Source organism: Curtobacterium aurantiacum (assembly GCF_018598555.1).
GTDB classification, from domain to species: Bacteria; Actinomycetota; Actinomycetes; order Actinomycetales; family Microbacteriaceae; genus Curtobacterium; species Curtobacterium aurantiacum.
In genome coordinates this window covers 59,386-75,320 of sequence record NZ_JAHEWN010000004.1, presented here as the reverse complement: position 1 = coordinate 75,320, position 15,935 = coordinate 59,386, and the positions used below count along the sequence as shown (strand labels likewise).

Below are 15,935 nucleotides of genomic sequence, written 5' to 3'. Positions count from 1 at the left end.
ATCGACCTGGTGCGGAGGACCCTGACCCGAGGGGCCACGGAACCATCGGTATGCGATTGTGATGTCCCGACGGGACACGCCCATTATGCAGCGCCGCGCCTGGGAACGGCAAGGACCCACCCGGATCAGTGCACCGATCAGTGCAGGACGGCCCCGCTCGCGTCGACCGGGTGCCGTTCCCCCGCCGTGATCGGCACCGGGACACGGTTCTCGTCCGGTGGGATCGGGCACGCGTACTGGTACGAGAAGGCGCAGGGCGGCAGCACGAGCAGGTTCCAGTCGAGCTCGACGGTGGCCTCGGTGCCGGGGTCGTCGAGGAACAGGAACCGCCCCATCGCGTACGTGCTGCCCGGGTCGTCCTCGGGCAGGGCACCCGTGGCGTCCTGCACGATGAGCTGCAGTCGCGGGGCTCCGCGGAACGGGGCCGACCGGACGGCGACGAACCGCATCGTGGCGGTCCCGACGGTGGTCTCGACGTGCCCGGCGACCGGCAGGGCGTCGCCGGCGGCGTCGCGGACGCTGCCACGGGCCTCCAGGTCGTCGCCCACCAGCGGGACGTACCTGCCGGACGTGACCCCCTCGTCGGACCGCTCGAAGCGCGCGATGTGCGAGAAGCGGGCGATCGCCTCGGAAGCGGGGTCCCAGACGCGCAGGGTGTCACCGCTGACGGTGCCGGCGAAGCTGTCCGGGAACGCGACGCTGGACGGGACGACGGCGGTGTCGCCCGCCACCAGGACCGTGCCGTCCACCGGGACGCCGTCGACCACGATGCCTTCGGATGCCTCGGCCGTGACGGTGAGTCCGCCGGGAGCCGGGGCCCACGTGCCGGGGACCGGCCAGACCGGCTGCGGGTGGTCGACGTGCTGCGCGTTCACCAGGGCGAGCGGGCCGCGAGCACCGCGTGCCCAGCGGTCGCGATCCTCAACGTGGGCGGCGAACGCGTCCCCCTCGGTACGCGCGGCGCCACTGGTCATGCCTGCTCCTGGCGGGGGTAGATGACCTTCTGCACGATGATGATGACCGACGCGGCCACCGGCAGCGCGACGAGCGCGCCGAGCACACCGCCGATGGTGCCGCCGGCGACCGCGGCGATGACCACGAGCGCGCCGGGCACCTGCACCGCACGCGACATGATGCGCGGCGAGATCAGGTACGCCTCGACCTGCATGTACACGAGGTAGTAGATCGCGGCGGCGAGGGCGGTCGCCGGCGACGCGAAGAAGCAGAGCAACGAGATCACGATCGCCGCGGCGAGCGTGCCCACGAGCGGGATGAGCGACCCGAGGAACGCGAACGACGCCAGCAGCACCGGCAACGGCGCACCGATGATGATCAGGAACACGAAGCTCAGGATGCCGTTGATGAGCGCCTGCGACACCTGCCCGACCACGTACCGACCGACCGCCTGGGTGATCTGCTCGCTCACGTCGATGAAGTTCTGACGACGCGACGCCGGGACGAACCGGTACGTCGCACGCTTCATGCCCCGCATCGACGCGAGGAAGTACAGCATCAGGATGATGACGATGAGCGCCCCGGTGACGCCGGACAGGATGCCGCTGCCCACCGCCAGGATCCCGCCGCCGACGCTGAGCAGGTTGCCCGGCTTCTCGACGAAGGACTGCAGCGACTGCAGCGCGTGGTCGATGTCGAACGACCCGGCGAACTGCTTCGACAGGTCCTGCACCCACTGCTGCTGCGAGATGTCCTGCACGATCTCGGGGAAGTTCTGGATCAGGTTCGACGCCTGCTCCACCAGGATCGGCACCACGGCGAACACGATGCCGGCGAAGGCTCCGAGCACCGCGACCACGACGATCGTGATGGCGGACCAACGCGGGATGATCCGCTCGAGGAACGACACCAGCGGATCGATGCCGAGCGCGAGGAACAGCGCCACCCCGATGTAGACCAGGACGGTGCTCAGCTCGTTGATGATCGACCCGGCGAGCAGCGCGACGAGCACGCCGATGGCGCCCATGAACCCGATGCGGAAGGCGTTCACGCGCACGCCGGTGCCGCCACGGGTCACCTCGAAGGTGACGTTCGGTGTCGGTGCGTGGTCGTCCTGCGACGTGTCGCGCTTCCTTGGCATGTGCACGTAGGGCGGGCGGGACTCGAACCCGCGGATCGTTCGGTTATGAGCCGACTGCCTTGACCAGCTTGGCTACCGCCCCTCGCCGGAGACCCTCAGGCCACCGGCTCACCACGATACAGCGACTCGAACGTCGACAGCGTGCGGTTGATGTCGTGTGCCTCGATCATGGCCAGACTGCGGTCCCGCATCGCCACGTACTCGGACTCCGGCGCGGTGAGCACCGTCGTGAGCTTCGCCGCCAGGTCGTCCACGTCGCCCGGGGCGAACAGGTACCCGTTGCCGTCGATGAGGTGCGGCAGGGCCATCGAGTCGGCCGCGACGACGGGCAGTCCCGACGCCATCCCCTCGAGCGAGGAGATGCTCTGCAGCTCGGCCGTCGACGGCATCGCGAACACCGTCGCGTTCGTCAGCGCCTCCTGCTTGCGCTCGTCGGAGACGAACCCCAGGAACCGCACGCGGTCCTCGAGGCCGAGCTCCTTCGCCAACGCGGTGAGTTTCGGGATCATCTCGCCGTCGCCGACGATGGTCAGGGTCGCGGACAGTTCGGCGGGCAGCAGCGCCACCGCCCGGACGAGCACGTCGAGGTTCTTCTCGGGGGCCACACGGCCCACGAACACGATGTCGTTGTTCGCCGGGCGGCCCTCGCGGGCGACGTACCGGGACGCATCGATGCCGCACGAGATCGCGAGGACCTGCTGGCCGGCGATGGCCTTCCGCAGGTAGTCGGCGGCCAGGTTGGTCGGCGTCGTGATGGTGTCCGCCAGCCGGTAGGTCTTGGCAGCGTCGCTCCACGCGATCTTCAGCGCGATGGGCAGCGTCCACTTGCCGAACGGCGTGTACTCGAGCAGGTTCTCCGGCATGAAGTGGTTCGTCGCGATGACCCGGATCCCGCGGTCGTTCGCCTCGTGCACCATGCCGCGGCCGATGACCACGTGCGACTGGATGTGCAGCACGTCGGGCTCGACCGCGTCGAGGATCGGGCCGGTCCACTTCCGGACGCTCCACGGCCACACGAAGCGCAGCCACGGGTGCAGCGGCCACTTGTACGACTTCAGGCGGTGCACGACCAGGGTGACGCCGTGGTGCTCCTCGTCGAACGTGCCGTACTGGCGGCTCGAGGCCGGGGCCACGACGTGCACCTCGTGCCCGCGCTCGGCCAGTCCGACGGCGAGCTGTTCGGCGAAGGTGGCGGCGCCGTTGACGTCGGGGGCGAAGGTGTCCGCTGCGATCAGCACGCGCAACGGTCGGTGACCGCCCGTCGCACCCGTCGATCCGGCGGTGGCGGTGGTGGCGTCTCCTGACACGGCTGAGTTCGTCCTCTCGTGGGCGATGGCTGGTCGGCAGTGACGCTATCGCACCAGGATCGACGGCCGCGTCAGCCGCGCGGATGAGGGTGGCGACGGCTGGGCGTGCGGCATCAGGCCCGGGTCTGGGGATGGTGCTTGGCGAGCAGGAACACCCCGGTGATGGCGATGCCCGCGGCGACCACGAACCCGGCGACCGCGAACCACGGCGCCCCCGATGCCTCGGCGAGCACGATCACGCCGATGCCGACCGCGACGATCGGGTCGATCACCGTCAACCCCGCGATCACGAGGTCGGCCGAACCGCTCGAGTACGCGTTCTGCACGAAGTACCCGCCGAGCGACGCCGCAACGACGACCCCCACGATCGCGAGCACCGTCAGCCAGTCGAAGGTGCTGTGCACGAACCGGTTCAGCACCACCTTGGCCAGCGTCGCGACGAACCCGTAGAGCACCCCGGCCCCGACGATGTAGTAGAGGGCACTGCGGTGCTTCGCCATCAGGCGGAACGACACCAGCACCAGGACGAGCACAACGGCCAGGATCACCAGGACGGTGACGAGCTGCTGCCGGGTGATCGCGCTCTCGTTGCCCACGAACGCGGCGATCCCCACGAAGATGCCGACGCCGATGATGCAGGTCCACACCGCTCGTCGCGCACGGCGACCGAGCGGCACGCCCGACGACCGCGACGAGAACCACGTCGTGATGACGAGGGCCACCGCGCCGAGGGGCTGCACCACGATGAGGGGGGCGAACGCGATGCTGACGAGCTGCAGCACCACCGCGATGCCGAGCATCAGCGTGCCGAGCACCCAGTAGCCGCTCGAGACGAGCGCGACGACGTGCCGGACGCTCAGCCCCTTCGACTGCCGACCGAGACGCGCCTCGACCCGCTGCACCCCACGGCTCTGGAACTGCGCCCCGAGCGACAGGAAGACCGCGCCGATCAGGGCCACCGGGATCATCAGCGCCTGGAACGGCGTGAGGTTGCTCACGGCGTCGGGCAGCTGGAGGTCCGTCGTCACGCGTCGAGGCTACCGTTCCCCGCCGGATAACCTGGGTGAATGGCCGTTCTCCCGATCCGCATCACCGGCGAACCCGTCCTGCACGAGCGTGCAGCCGAGGTCACCGCGTTCGATGACGACCTCCGCACCCTCGTCGCCGACATGTTCGAGACCATGGACCTGGCGCCCGGCGTCGGCCTGGCCGGCCCGCAGGTGGGCGTCGGCAAGCGCCTGTTCGTGTACTCCTACACCGATGACGACGAGGTCCTGCACCGCGGCGCCGCCGTGAACCCCGTCCTGTGGATCACGCCCCCGGTCCCGGAGTCCGTCGAGGAGCTCGACGAGGACGAGGAGTCGGAGGGCTGCCTGTCGATCCCGGGCGAGCGCTTCCCGCTCCGCCGCTCCGAGGGCGCCCTGCTGCGCGCCGTCGACGAGCACGGCACGCCCTTCGAGGTCGAGGCGCACGGCTGGCTGGCACGGATCTTCCAGCACGAGTACGACCACCTGGACGGTTGGCTCTACGCCGACCGCCTGGTGCACCCCTACGGCAAGCAGGTCGCCAAGGCGATCCGGAAGAGCAGCTGGGGCGGCCCCGGCCAGTCCTGGTTGCCGGGTCGCGACCACCCCGAGGGCTGACGCCCGTTCCGCCGCCGTCGGACCGTCGCTGGTCCGACGGTCGGCCTGGAGGCCCGGCTCAGCCCCGGTACGCCGTCAGCGCGTCCCGCAGTCGGTCGGTCTCCGGGTGGCCCGGGCAGTACCGCAGGAGCCCTGCGGCCACGTGCGCACCGCGGTCGTCGGCGACCGCCGACGTCCACGGGTCGGAGCCGCGCACGGCGCAGGCGCTCGCGAGCTCGACCAGGGTGGCGTCGCCACGGGCCGCATCGACCGCTGCCTGCTGCTGGCTCGACGGCACCGAGCCGGTGAGTCGCTTCGCCGCGCAGTCGGACCGACCGGCCTCCCACACCGCCGAGTAGGTCGTGTAGGTCTCGCGGTCCGCTCCGTCGCCGTCGCCGTCGCACACGAAGGCGAACACGACGGGCGACGCGCCCGAACCGAGTCCGGTGTCGGAGCTCGTCGGGTCCTCGGACGCATCGGTGTCCGGGCCGACGCTGCTGCAGCCGGAGAGCGCCGCCGTCACGGCGACGACCACGCCGAGCAGGGCGAGTCGAGGCGAACGGGAACGGTGCACCTGTGAACGCTAACAGCATCGGCGGGGCGGCAGCCGTACGACCGACGTCCGTCAGCGCGTCGGGGCGGTGACCGTCAGCGCGTCGGAGCGGTGACCGTCACGGTGGCCCGCTGGTCGAGCCGGCCCTGTCGCGCGTCGGTGCTCATGCGGCACCGGAGTTCCGTGACGCCGACCTTCGCGTGGAGTACCCGGTCGACGCAGCTCCGCGAGGTGACCCCGCGCGGGAGGTCCAGGTCGACCTGCACCGTGACCCGTTCGCCGTCGGGACTGCGCAGCCGGCGGTCGACGAGTTCCATCGGCGTTCCACGGACCGTCAGCCGCTCGATCTTCGCGCTGGTCAGGTCGACACCGTCGAGGCGCGCGTCGGTGATGTCGGCGCCGACGAGGTTCGCGCCGACGAGGCTCGTCCGCCGGAGGTCCGCCCCGGTGAGGTCGGCGGCGTACAGGTCGACCCCGTGCAGGTCGGCACCGCGCAGGTCCGCGCCCCGCAGGTCCGCGCCGAACAGGACGGCCTGCCGCAGGTCCGCGCCTCGCAGGTCCGCGCCGTGCAGGTCGGCCAGCCGGAGGTCCTCGGTGGCGAGGTCGACTCCGCCGAGGTCCTGTCCGGCGCACGTCGTGACGGACCCGGGCTGCGGGGCGATGCGCACCGTGCAGGACCCGACCTGGCGTTCACCGGCGCTCGTGCCACCGGTGCGGGCGAACGCCGCGACGCCGATGACCACGAAGAACAGGACCGTGAGCGCCACCACGATGACCGTGCGGATGCGCGGTGACGCGGTCACGAGCGGACCCCGGTCAGCCAGTGCGGCAGCACGTTCTGCGCCCATCCGGAGTACCACGCCGGCGAGGAGGCGTAGGGGAAGAAGGCGCTGATCGGGTTGTAGAGCGCGAACAGCGCGACGCCGACGACGACCACGACGGTCCATGCGACCGTCGCGGCGCGCCCCCGCAGCCGGCGGAGCCACGCGTGCACGCCGAGCAGGACCACCGCGACGATCATCGGCATCACCGGCAGCAGGTAGCGACCGGAGAACGCGAACTCCTGCCGCAGGTTCACGGTCGTCGCCGCGTTGAAGCACAGCACCGCGAGCGTGTAGGCCACCGGGACGACCGCGAGCCACCACGTCGAGGCCGAGCGCAGCACACGACGCAGCTGGGTGGTGGCGACGACGGTGGCCGCGAGCACGGCGGTCGCGCCGAAGACCACGACGGCCAGGTTCGGTCGCCAGGGCAGCGTCGGGCCCCAGAAGAAGAAGAGCGACCGGAAGTAGGTGGTGGCCCACGCCCACAGGAACGCGAGCGGGTGGAACGGTTCGAGGGTCCCGGCAGCGGCGGCCAGGTCGTGCGTCCGCGTCGCGTTGTAGTTGCGGCGGAAGATGTCGAAGTTCATGCACGCCGCACGGCTGTGGATCGCGGAGCAGTCGGGGTTCAGTGCCCGGTACACGAGCAGGTTCACGCCGAACCGCTCGAGCACCAGGGCGAGCAGCGCCGCGCCGACCACGACGAGCACGAGCGACCGCCCCGGCCGCTCGCGGAAGCCGGCGACCGCCCGGCGGACGGGGTGCCGCAGCCAGGTGAAACCGTCGACGCGGTACCGGAACAGGATCGCGAAGAACGCGCCGGCGAGGATGAGCGGCGCCTGCGAGTACTTGAGCATCAGGGCGAGCATCGCGGTGACGACCAACCACGCGAGCGTGCGGAGGCCGCCACCCCGCACGACCTTCACGGCCACCGCGGCGAACAGGAAGAAGGCCGCCATCGAGGGTGCGTCGTAGCTGATCGTCGCGGCCTGCCAGACGTACCGACCGGTGAAGGCGGTCGCGACGATCGCGAGCAGACCGATCGCGGCGGGGACCCCGGCGTTCCGGAACATCACGCGGAGGGCGTACAGACCGGCGCCCGCAGCGAGGACGTCGATGCCGCGCAGCACCATCACGGTGCGCTCCTGGTCGAGGCCGATCGCCAGCGCCGCCTTCGCCGGGAACGACATCCCGTAGTAGTAGAGGTACGCGGGGAACCGCGTGACCTCACCGAGCCGGAGCGTGGAGGCCGCGACGTCGTGCAGGAACGGCCCGGCGGTCCAGGGCCGCTCCGCGTAGAGCAGGATGTTGCCGATGTGCCGGACCTCATCCGGGGCGGCCGACGCCGGCACGTGGATGGTGACGGCGAACAGGAACCCCATGAGGACGAAGGCGACGAGCACGACGACGAACGCCGCTCGTGACGCCAGGACGCGGCCCGTCCGACGAAGGACCCGTTCGCCCCACCCGCCGACCGTCGGCCCGCTGACGGACTCGGTGGTCAACGACATCGAACAGTGGCCTTCCGTGGATCTGGGTGCGCTGGCTCAGGCTAGCAGCGCCGCCCCTCGGGGACGGGGAGGCCAGCGGGCCGCTCGCAACGCAAAAGGTCCCCACCCCGGAGGGATGAGGACCTGTCGCTCCCCGAGTTGGACTCGAACCAACAACCTGCCGGTTAACAGCCGGCTGCTCTGCCAATTGAGCTATCGAGGATCACTGTTCACTGGCGAAAGACGTGCGAACAACGGGTAACAGCATAGCAGCACCCTGGCGCCCTCCACCGCATCGGACACGCCGCCCGGGCGCGCCGCGCGACGAGGCCCCGCGTCAGTAGCCAGCGACCGGGTCGACGACCCCGACGAAGCCCTCGCCGTCGCCGCCGAGGAACGCCGTGGTGTTGAGCCGGACGCGCTCCGCGAGCAGGGGCGCGACCATCTCCGGGGTGTCGGCCTGGTGCGGGGTGATGACCGCGCCGGGCTCGGACCACAGCGGGTGACCGTCGGGCAGCGGCTCGGGGTCGGTGACGTCGAGGCCCGCCGCGGCGATCTCCCCCTCGCGCAGTGCGGCGACCAGGGCGTCGGTGTCGACGAGTCCGCCGCGGGCGATGTTCACGAGCCGGGCCGACGGCTTCATGATCCGGAACTGCCGCTCGCCGAACAGCTTCGCGGTGCCCGAGGTCATGGCCGCCGCGATCATCACGACGTCGGCATCCGGCAGGACCTGGTCGAGGTCGTCGGTGGTGACGGTCCGCGCAGCGCCGGGCACGGGGTCGGCCGAACGGCGCACCACGGTCACGTCGACGTCGAACGGGGCGAGCAGCCGGAGGTACTCGAGCGCGATGCCGCCGGCACCGATCACGACGACGTTCCGCCCGTACAGCGAGACGCCCTCGGGCTCGGTCGCCCACGACGACGCACGGGCGCGCTTCTGCAGGACCCGCAGCGTGCCGAGCGTCAGCGCCAGGGCGTGTTCGGCGACGGGTTCCGCGTAGGCGCCCTTGGCCGAGGTGAAGAGCACGCGGTCCCCGTGCTCCTGGATCAGGTGGGCGAAGGCGTCGACGCCGGCGAACGGTAGCTGCACCCAGCCCACCCCCGGGGCCGCGGACAGCGCGTCGGCGAGGCCGGACGGGTCGGAGGCGTCGAGCCAGACGATCCCGCGGGTGTCGGTGTCGAGCGGCGCGACGGTGCCACCGGCCTCGGTCACGGCGTCCGCGTGCAGGTCGGTCGGCTCCGGCAGCACGGCGACGGGGCCGGCCTGCGGGGCGTCGATCGGCAGCGGCGCACCCGACGTCGGGACGACGGCGCGGTGACCGCGCTGGACTCGGTCCGTGGTGCTCACGGGTTCTCCTGACGGTCGGTCCGGGGGCCGGTGCCGGCGGCGAGCGGGCGTCGGGGCGCCGACGAACGGCGCGCCGTGGTCGGTGCCGGGCGACGCTTCACGCCCCGGGCAGCGGTCGACGCGAGCGTCTTCACGTAGGGGTCGACGGGGTTGTCGAGGACCTCGTCGAAGGTGCCGAGCCCGACGAGCCGCGCGTCGGCCATCACGGCGACACGGTCGGCGAGGGCGCGGGCCTCGCGCAGGTCGCTCGACACGACGACGGCGGAGAACTGCCGCCCGCGCTGCAGGGTCGCGAGGGCCTCGAGCACGGACTGCCGCACGAGCACGTCGACACCACGGGCCGGTTCGTCGGCCACGAGCAGCTGGGGTTCGAGGACGAGTGCCTTCGCCAGGGCGACCCGCTGACGCTGACCGCTCGAGAGCTCCCACGTGTTCAGACGCATCGTCCCGAGCGGCAGGTGCACGGCGTCGAGCAGCCGCGCGACGATGAGCCCCGCCTCGCGCCGGTCGAACCGGCGGTCGCGCGCGTAGATCGGTTCGGCGACGGCCTCGCCCACGGTCAGGTCCGGGCTGAGCCGGTCCGCGCCGTCCTGCGGCAGGTAGCCGATCCGGCCGCTCAGCCGTTCGAGCTTGCGGGACGAGGGACGGAGGCCCCGGGTCTTCTGCCCGAGCACGGTGAGCTCGCCGCCGACGATGTGGCGACGCAGCGCGCCCTCGCCCTCGCCGTGGGATCCGAGCTGGCCGGCGATGGCCGCGGCGAACGTCGACTTGCCCGAGCCCGACTCACCGAGCAGAGCGAGGATCTCCCCCTGACGGACGGTGAGGCTCACGCCGTCGACGGCCCGGATCGACTCGCCCCCGCGTCCGCCCCGGTACTCGATCGACACGTCGTCCGCGACGACCGCCGGTCCGTTGACCGCGATCATGGGTCCCCTTCCACGCCGCCCCCTGGCGGCGGTTCGCGACGGGCCGCCCTGGCAGGCCCGTCGTGCGTACAGCAGTGGAGGCGACCGCCCTGGAGGCCCGGCGTGCGTCGTCGACGCAGGGCGGGCCTCCAGGGCGGTCACGTCGGGTCAGGACCCGGCGTTCTCCAGTCGCTCCAGCGTACGCCGTCGCTCCGCCTGCTCCGCTGGGTCCGGTACCGGCAGCGACGCGAGGAGGCGCTGCGTGTACGGGTGCTGCGGCGAACCGAGCACCTGCGCGGTCGTGCCGGTCTCGACCAGGTCACCGCGGTACAGCACCGCGATCCGGTCGGACAGCGCGCCGACGACCGCGAGGTCGTGGCTGATGAACAGCGACGCGAACCCGAGGTCCTGCTGCAGCTCGAGGAAGAGCTCGAGGACCCGGGCCTGCACGGAGACGTCGAGCGCGCTGGTCGGCTCGTCGGCGATGAGCAGCTTCGGCCGGAGCGCGAGCGACCGGGCGAGCGACGCGCGCTGGCGCTGCCCACCGGAGAGCTCGTGCGGGTAGCGGTCGCCGTACGCGGCCGGCAGCTGGACCGCCTCGAGCAGCTCGTCGACGCGCTTGCGGGCGGCACGGGGGCTCGAGACCTCCTTGTGCACGACCAGCGGCTCGGCGACGCACTCGGCGATCGTCAGCAGCGGGTTGAACGAGGTCGCCGGGTCCTGGAACACGAACCCGATGTCCTTGCGCAGGTGCTTGAAGTCGCGCTCGCGGTACCCGAGCATCTCGGCGCCGAGGACCTTCAGCGAGCCGCCGGTGACCTTCGTCAGGCCGGCCATCGCGCGGCCGATGGTGGTCTTGCCGGAGCCGGACTCCCCCACCAGGCCGAGGACCTCGCCGGGACGGATCGCCAGGTCGACGCCCTTGACCGCCCGGAACGCCGGCGCACCGAGCCGACCGGGGTACTCGATCTCGAGACCCTTCGCCTCGACCAGGGGTGTGACGTCCTCGGTGATCGCGGCGCGCCGGGCGACCCCGGTCGACGCCTCGAGCCGGGGCACCGCGGCGAGCAGCCGCTTGGTGTACTCGGCCTGCGGTGTCGCGAAGAGTGCCGTCGCGGTCGCTTCTTCGACGATCTCGCCCTGGTACATCACGGCGACGCGGTCGGCCAGGTCGGCGACGACGCCCATGTTGTGCGTGATGACCACGATCGCGGTGCCGAACTCGTCGCGGCATCGGCGCAGCAGGTCGAGGATCTCGGCCTGCACCGTCACGTCGAGCGCGGTCGTGGGTTCGTCGGCGATGATCACGCTCGGTTCGAGGGCCAGCGCGCTCGCGATGACCACGCGCTGCTTCTGCCCGCCGGAGAACTGGTGCGGGTAGTGGTCGACGCGGGTCTCGGGGTCGGGGATGCCGACACGACCGAGGTAGTCGATCGCCTTCGCCCGCGCCTCCTTCTTCGACATGCCGCCGTGGGCGCGGAGCCCCTCGGCGATCTGCCACCCGACCGTGAAGACCGGGTTGAGGGCGGTGGAGGGCTCCTGGAACACCATCGCGCCGGCGGTCCCGCGCACTTCGCGGAGCTTCTGCGAACCGACCGACACGACGTCGGTGCCGTCGAGGAGCACCGCGCCGCCGAGCGTCGCCGTCTCGGGCATCAGTCGCAGCATGCTGCGGGCCGTGACGGACTTGCCGGAGCCGGACTCGCCGACCAGGGCGAGGACCTCGCCCGGGCGGACGTCGAGACTGACGCCCTTGACCGCGTCGACGGCGCCACCGTCGGTCGCGAAGGTGACCGTCAGGTCGTCGACGACGACGACGGGTTCGGTGGTGGTGTCGCCCGGTTGCAGGCGGGTGGTCGGGGTCATGCGCCCGTCCCTTCCGTGTCGTTCCCGGCCTTGCGCGCATCGTCGGCTCCGCGCGGTGCTTGGGTTCCGCGCGTGTCGCGCGTGGACACCAGCTGCTTCAGCCGGCGTCGTGCACGCAGGCGGGGGTCGGAGATGTCGTTCAGGCTCTCGCCGATGAAGGTCACACCGAGCACGAGCACCACGATGGCGACGCCGGGGAACACGCCGGTCCACCAGACACCGCTCGCGACGTCCGAGAGCGCACGGCTGAGGTCGTAGCCCCACTCGGCGCCGGACGTCGGGCCGATGCCGAACCCGAGGAATCCGAGACCGGCCAGGGTCAGGATCGCGTCGCTGGCGTTCAGCGTCAGGATGAGCGGCAGGGAGCGCGTCGAGTTCCGCAGGACGTGCCGCGTCATGATGCGCCACGGGTTCGTGCCCATCACGCGCGCCGACTCGACGAACGCGTCGTTCTTCAGCCGGACGGCCTCGGCACGGACCACGCGGAAGTACTGCGGCACGTAGACGACGGTGATCGAGATCGCCGCCGCGATGATGCCACCCGAGTAGCTCGAGTTGCCGCCGGAGATGACGATCGACACGATGATCGCGAGCAGCAGGGACGGGAACGCGTAGACGGCGTCGGCCACGACCACCAGGACGCGGTCGAGCCAGCCACCGAGGTAGCCGGAGACCATGCCGAGCAGGACGCCGACGGTGATGGAGACGATCACGGCGACGATCACGACGAGCACGGCCGTGCGGGCGCCGTAGAGCACGCGGCTGAACACGTCGAAGCCGCCGACCGTGGTGCCCCAGATGTGTTCGGCACTCGGGGCGCCGGTGCGCGGGAAGCTCTCGCCGTCCGCGCCCTGCAGCTGACCGAAGCCGTACGGGGCGAGGAGCGGGGCGAACACCGCGATGAGCAGGTAGAGGGCACAGATGACCACGCCGACGATGAGCATGGCGCGCTGCCAGCCGGTGCTCTTGCGCAGCTGGACCACCACGGGGAGCCGCTTCCACAGCGGCTCGTGGCGGTCGACGAGGGTGGTGTCGACCATCGTCAGAACCTCACTCTCGGGTCGATCAGTGCGGCGACGACGTCGACGACGAAGTTGGTCACCGCCACGATCACCGCCAGCATCGCGACGATGCCCTGCACCGCGACGAAGTCACGGGCCGACAGGTACTCGTTGAGCTCGAAGCCGAGGCCACGCCACCCGAAGGTCGTCTCGGTGAGCACCGAGCCGCCCAGGAGCATCGCGATCTGCAGCCCCATCACGGTGATGATCGGGACGAGCGCCGGACGGAACGCGTGGGTCCGGACGAGCCGCGACTCGCGCACGCCGCGCGACCGGGCGGCGTCGACGTACTCGGAGCCGAGCGAGCCGATCATGTTCGCGCGCACCAGGCGCAGGAAGATGCCGGCGGTCAGCAGACCGAGCGTCAGCGCGGGCAGGACGGCGTGCTGGAGCACGTTGCCGATGACCTGGGCGTTGCCGGTGCGGAGCGCGTCGACGATGTAGATGCCGCTCGCCCCCGGGATGTTGTCGAGGATCAACGAGACCCGCGTCGAGGCGCGGTCGCCGAGCGGCAGCCAGTCGAGCCACACCGAGAACACGAGCTTGAGCAGCAGCCCGCCGAAGAACACCGGCGTCGCGTAGGTGAGGATCGCCAGCGCACGGAAGAGCACGTCCGGCCACTTGTCGCGCACGTAGGCGGCGACCATGCCGAGCGGGATGCCGATCACCAGCGCGACGATGAGCGCGTAGAACACGAGCTCCGCGGTCGCGCCGCCGTACGTGACGATGACCTCGGTGATCGGCCGGTTGTCGGTCGACGTCGTGCCGAAGTCGCCGCGCAGGATGTTGCCGAGGTACTCGAAGTACTGCACGAGCACCGGGCGGTCGTACCCGGCGGCGGCGAGGCGTTCCTGGAGCTGGTCCGGGGTGAGCCGTCCGCCGACGGACGCGGTGATCGGGTTCCCGATCACGCGCATCAGGAAGAACACGAGCGTCACCAGGATGAAGACGGTCGGGATGATGAGGAGGAATCTGACGAGGATGTACCGGCCGAGTCCGCCGCCACCGCCGCCGGCACGTCGCTGTGCCTGGGGCTTGGTGGGTTCGGTCTCGATCGCCTCGGGGGTGCTGAGGGTCACGGGGTGGGTGCCTTTCGTCGCCGTTGCACAGGCACGCGGGGCTTGGTGTTACTTGCTGAGCGTGGCGTAACGGAACTTGTACGAGGAGTCGAGGGTCAGGCCCTTGACGTCCTTCGATGCGACCGCCACCGACTTGCCCTGCAGCAGCGGGAGCGTCGAGATCTGGGTGGCCTCACGCTCCTGCACCTGCTCGATGAGGTCGGCGCGCTTGTCCGCGTCGGACTCCTGCTGCTCGGCGGCGATGAGGTCCTGGATCTCGGCGTCGTCGTAGTGGTTCTGGACGAAGTTGTCCTTCGAGAAGAACGGCGACAGGTAGTTGTCGGCGTCCGAGAAGTCCGGGAACCAGCCGAGCTGGTACACCGGGTAGGCGTCGTTCACGCGCTCCTCGGAGTAGGTCGTCCAGACCGTGGACTGCAGGTTCACGGTGAACAGGCCCGAGTTCTCGAGCTGGGTCTTCAGGGCCGCGTACTCGTCGTCCGAGGTGGAGCCGTAGTGGTCGGGCGAGTACTGCAGGTCGATCGAGACCTTCCCCGTGACACCGGCGTCGGACAGGGTCTTCTTCGCCTTGTCGACGTCCGGGCCGCCGTCGCCGTCCCCGTACATCTCCTCGAACGGCTTCGCCGCACCCGTGAGGCCGTCCGGCACCATCGAGTAGAGCGGCGAGTAGGTGTCGTTGTAGACCTCTTCGGCGATCGCCGAGCGGTCGACGACGTCGGCCACGGCCTGACGGACCGCGAGGGCCTTGGCCTCGTCGGCGTCGTCCGTCTTCGCGCCGAAGGGCTGCGTGTCGAGGTTGAACACCACGTAGCGGATCTCGCCACCGGGGCCGTCGGTGACCTTCAGCGAGTCGTCCTTGCGGAGGTCGGCGATGTCGGTCGGGGTCAGCGAGCGGTACGCCACGTCGACGTCGCCCTTCTGCACGGCGAGCTTGAGGTCGGTCTCCTTGGTGTAGTAGCTGGCGGTGACCTCGTCGGTCTTCGCCTTGCCGAGGAGGCCGTCGTACGCCTTGTTCGCCTTGTACTGGATCGTCTCGTTCTCCTTGTACGAGGTGATCTCGTACTGCCCGGCGAACGCCTTGCCCTTGACGATGTCGTCGGCGCTGGTGAGCTCGGTGGCCGAGAACACGTCCTCGTCGACGATCGGGCCGGCGGGGCTCGAGAGCACCTGCGGCCAGGTCTGGTCGGCGTGGTCGAGGTTGAACACCACGGTCGTGTCGTCCGGGGTGTCGATGCTCTTGAGGTTGGCCAGCAGCGACTGCGGGCCGTTCTCGTTGTTGATCTTCAGTTCACGGTCGAACGAGAACTTCACGTCACTCGACGTGAGCTCGTTGCCGTTCGCGAACTCGAGCCCGTCCTTGAGGGTGACCTCGTAGGTGGTCGGGTCGGTGAACTCCGCCTTCGTGGCGATGTCCGGCTCGACGTCCGGGCTGCCCACGGGCGTGTTCATCAGGAACGGGAACACCTGGTTCTGCACGGCGAAGGAGCCGTTGTCGTAGGAACCGGCGGGGTCGAGCGACGTCACCTTGTCCGTCGTCCCGATGCTCATGCCGTTCAGTTCGGTGTCGCTCACGCTGCTGCTCGCGCAGCCGGTCAGCACCAGCGCCGTCGCTGCTGCTCCGGCGCCGAGCGCGATGCCGCGCCTGCCCCACGTGCCTGTGTGCTTCTTGAACACGGATGCCATGTTCGATGCCTCTCTTGAAGATGAATGCAAGGGCCCTGAGCCGGAGGTGGAACGTCTGTGTGCCCGGTCAGGAACGCTCATTGGTACCACCCTGTCACGGAACCCAAC

Annotated in this window: 14 protein-coding genes and 2 tRNA genes; 1 reads left to right on the top strand and 15 read right to left on the bottom strand. The window is 70.5% G+C overall.

Translation table 11 applies throughout. The features are described 5' to 3' along the window. Positions 1-137: 137 nt before the first annotated feature. The 5 genes from KK087_RS05345 to KK087_RS05325 all read right to left on the bottom strand — a co-directional run bounded on the left by KK087_RS05345 (position 138) and on the right by KK087_RS05325 (position 4,430). Positions 138-974: a DUF1684 domain-containing protein gene (locus tag KK087_RS05345; protein ID WP_214564439.1), complete on the bottom strand. Its 837-nt coding sequence runs from the start codon at positions 972-974 to the stop codon at positions 138-140. Continuing rightward, complete coding sequence (locus tag KK087_RS05340) at positions 971-2,095, bottom strand: AI-2E family transporter (RefSeq protein ID WP_214529840.1); 1,125 nt, start codon at positions 2,093-2,095, stop codon at positions 971-973. The genes KK087_RS05345 and KK087_RS05340 overlap by 4 nt, the downstream gene beginning before the upstream one ends. Positions 2,096-2,102: 7 nt before the next feature. Then, positions 2,103-2,177: transfer RNA gene (locus tag KK087_RS05335), tRNA-Ile, on the bottom strand. Between the two features lie 13 nt (positions 2,178-2,190). Further along, positions 2,191-3,402, bottom strand: a complete 1,212-nt coding sequence (locus KK087_RS05330) for a glycosyltransferase (protein WP_214564438.1) — start codon at positions 3,400-3,402, stop codon at positions 2,191-2,193. 113 nt (positions 3,403-3,515) lie between these two features. After that, the gene (locus KK087_RS05325) at positions 3,516-4,430 is read right to left on the bottom strand and encodes a DMT family protein (RefSeq protein WP_214544528.1); all 915 of its coding nucleotides are present in this window, start codon (positions 4,428-4,430) and stop codon (positions 3,516-3,518) included. Positions 4,431-4,469: 39 nt separating this feature from the next. Here KK087_RS05325 and def point away from each other — a divergent pair, with 39 nt between their 5' ends. Next, entirely contained in the window at positions 4,470-5,045 is a 576-nt protein-coding gene (gene def / locus KK087_RS05320; protein ID WP_214529837.1) for a peptide deformylase, read from the top strand. A 58-nt stretch (positions 5,046-5,103) separates the two neighbouring features. Here the strand turns inward: def and KK087_RS05315 are convergent, their stop codons facing one another. The 10 genes from KK087_RS05315 to KK087_RS05275 all read right to left on the bottom strand — a co-directional run bounded on the left by KK087_RS05315 (position 5,104) and on the right by KK087_RS05275 (position 15,827). Beyond that, entirely contained in the window at positions 5,104-5,598 is a 495-nt protein-coding gene (locus tag KK087_RS05315) for a hypothetical protein (RefSeq protein ID WP_214564437.1), read from the bottom strand. A 74-nt stretch (positions 5,599-5,672) separates the two neighbouring features. Next, on the bottom strand, positions 5,673-6,380 hold the full coding sequence (locus KK087_RS05310; RefSeq protein ID WP_307859996.1) for a pentapeptide repeat-containing protein: 708 nt from the start codon (positions 6,378-6,380) through the stop codon (positions 5,673-5,675). Next, entirely contained in the window at positions 6,377-7,909 is a 1,533-nt protein-coding gene (locus KK087_RS17290; RefSeq protein WP_250893047.1) for a hypothetical protein, read from the bottom strand. Before KK087_RS17290 ends, KK087_RS05310 begins: the two co-directional genes overlap by 4 nt. 129 nt (positions 7,910-8,038) lie before the next feature. Next, positions 8,039-8,111 (bottom strand) — tRNA-Asn (locus KK087_RS05305). A gap of 114 nt (positions 8,112-8,225) precedes the next feature. After that, the gene (locus KK087_RS05300) at positions 8,226-9,236 is read right to left on the bottom strand and encodes a D-isomer specific 2-hydroxyacid dehydrogenase family protein (RefSeq protein ID WP_307859995.1); all 1,011 of its coding nucleotides are present in this window, start codon (positions 9,234-9,236) and stop codon (positions 8,226-8,228) included. Next, a complete protein-coding gene (locus KK087_RS05295) occupies positions 9,233-10,162 on the bottom strand; it encodes an ATP-binding cassette domain-containing protein (protein WP_214529833.1) in 930 nt (309 codons plus the stop codon). The genes KK087_RS05300 and KK087_RS05295 overlap by 4 nt, the downstream gene beginning before the upstream one ends. A gap of 147 nt (positions 10,163-10,309) precedes the next feature. Next, positions 10,310-12,007 carry an ABC transporter ATP-binding protein gene (locus KK087_RS05290; protein ID WP_214529832.1) on the bottom strand — a complete coding sequence of 566 codons (1,698 nt, stop codon included), beginning with the start codon at positions 12,005-12,007 and terminating at the stop codon, positions 10,310-10,312. Then, positions 12,004-13,047, bottom strand: a complete 1,044-nt coding sequence (locus KK087_RS05285; protein ID WP_214564435.1) for an ABC transporter permease — start codon at positions 13,045-13,047, stop codon at positions 12,004-12,006. The genes KK087_RS05290 and KK087_RS05285 overlap by 4 nt, the downstream gene beginning before the upstream one ends. A gap of 2 nt (positions 13,048-13,049) precedes the next feature. Further along, the gene (locus tag KK087_RS05280; RefSeq protein ID WP_439647687.1) at positions 13,050-14,147 is read right to left on the bottom strand and encodes an ABC transporter permease; all 1,098 of its coding nucleotides are present in this window, start codon (positions 14,145-14,147) and stop codon (positions 13,050-13,052) included. Positions 14,148-14,195: 48 nt separating this feature from the next. Further along, positions 14,196-15,827, bottom strand: a complete 1,632-nt coding sequence (locus tag KK087_RS05275) for an ABC transporter substrate-binding protein (RefSeq protein WP_111224576.1) — start codon at positions 15,825-15,827, stop codon at positions 14,196-14,198. Between the last annotated feature and the right edge of the window lie 108 nt (positions 15,828-15,935).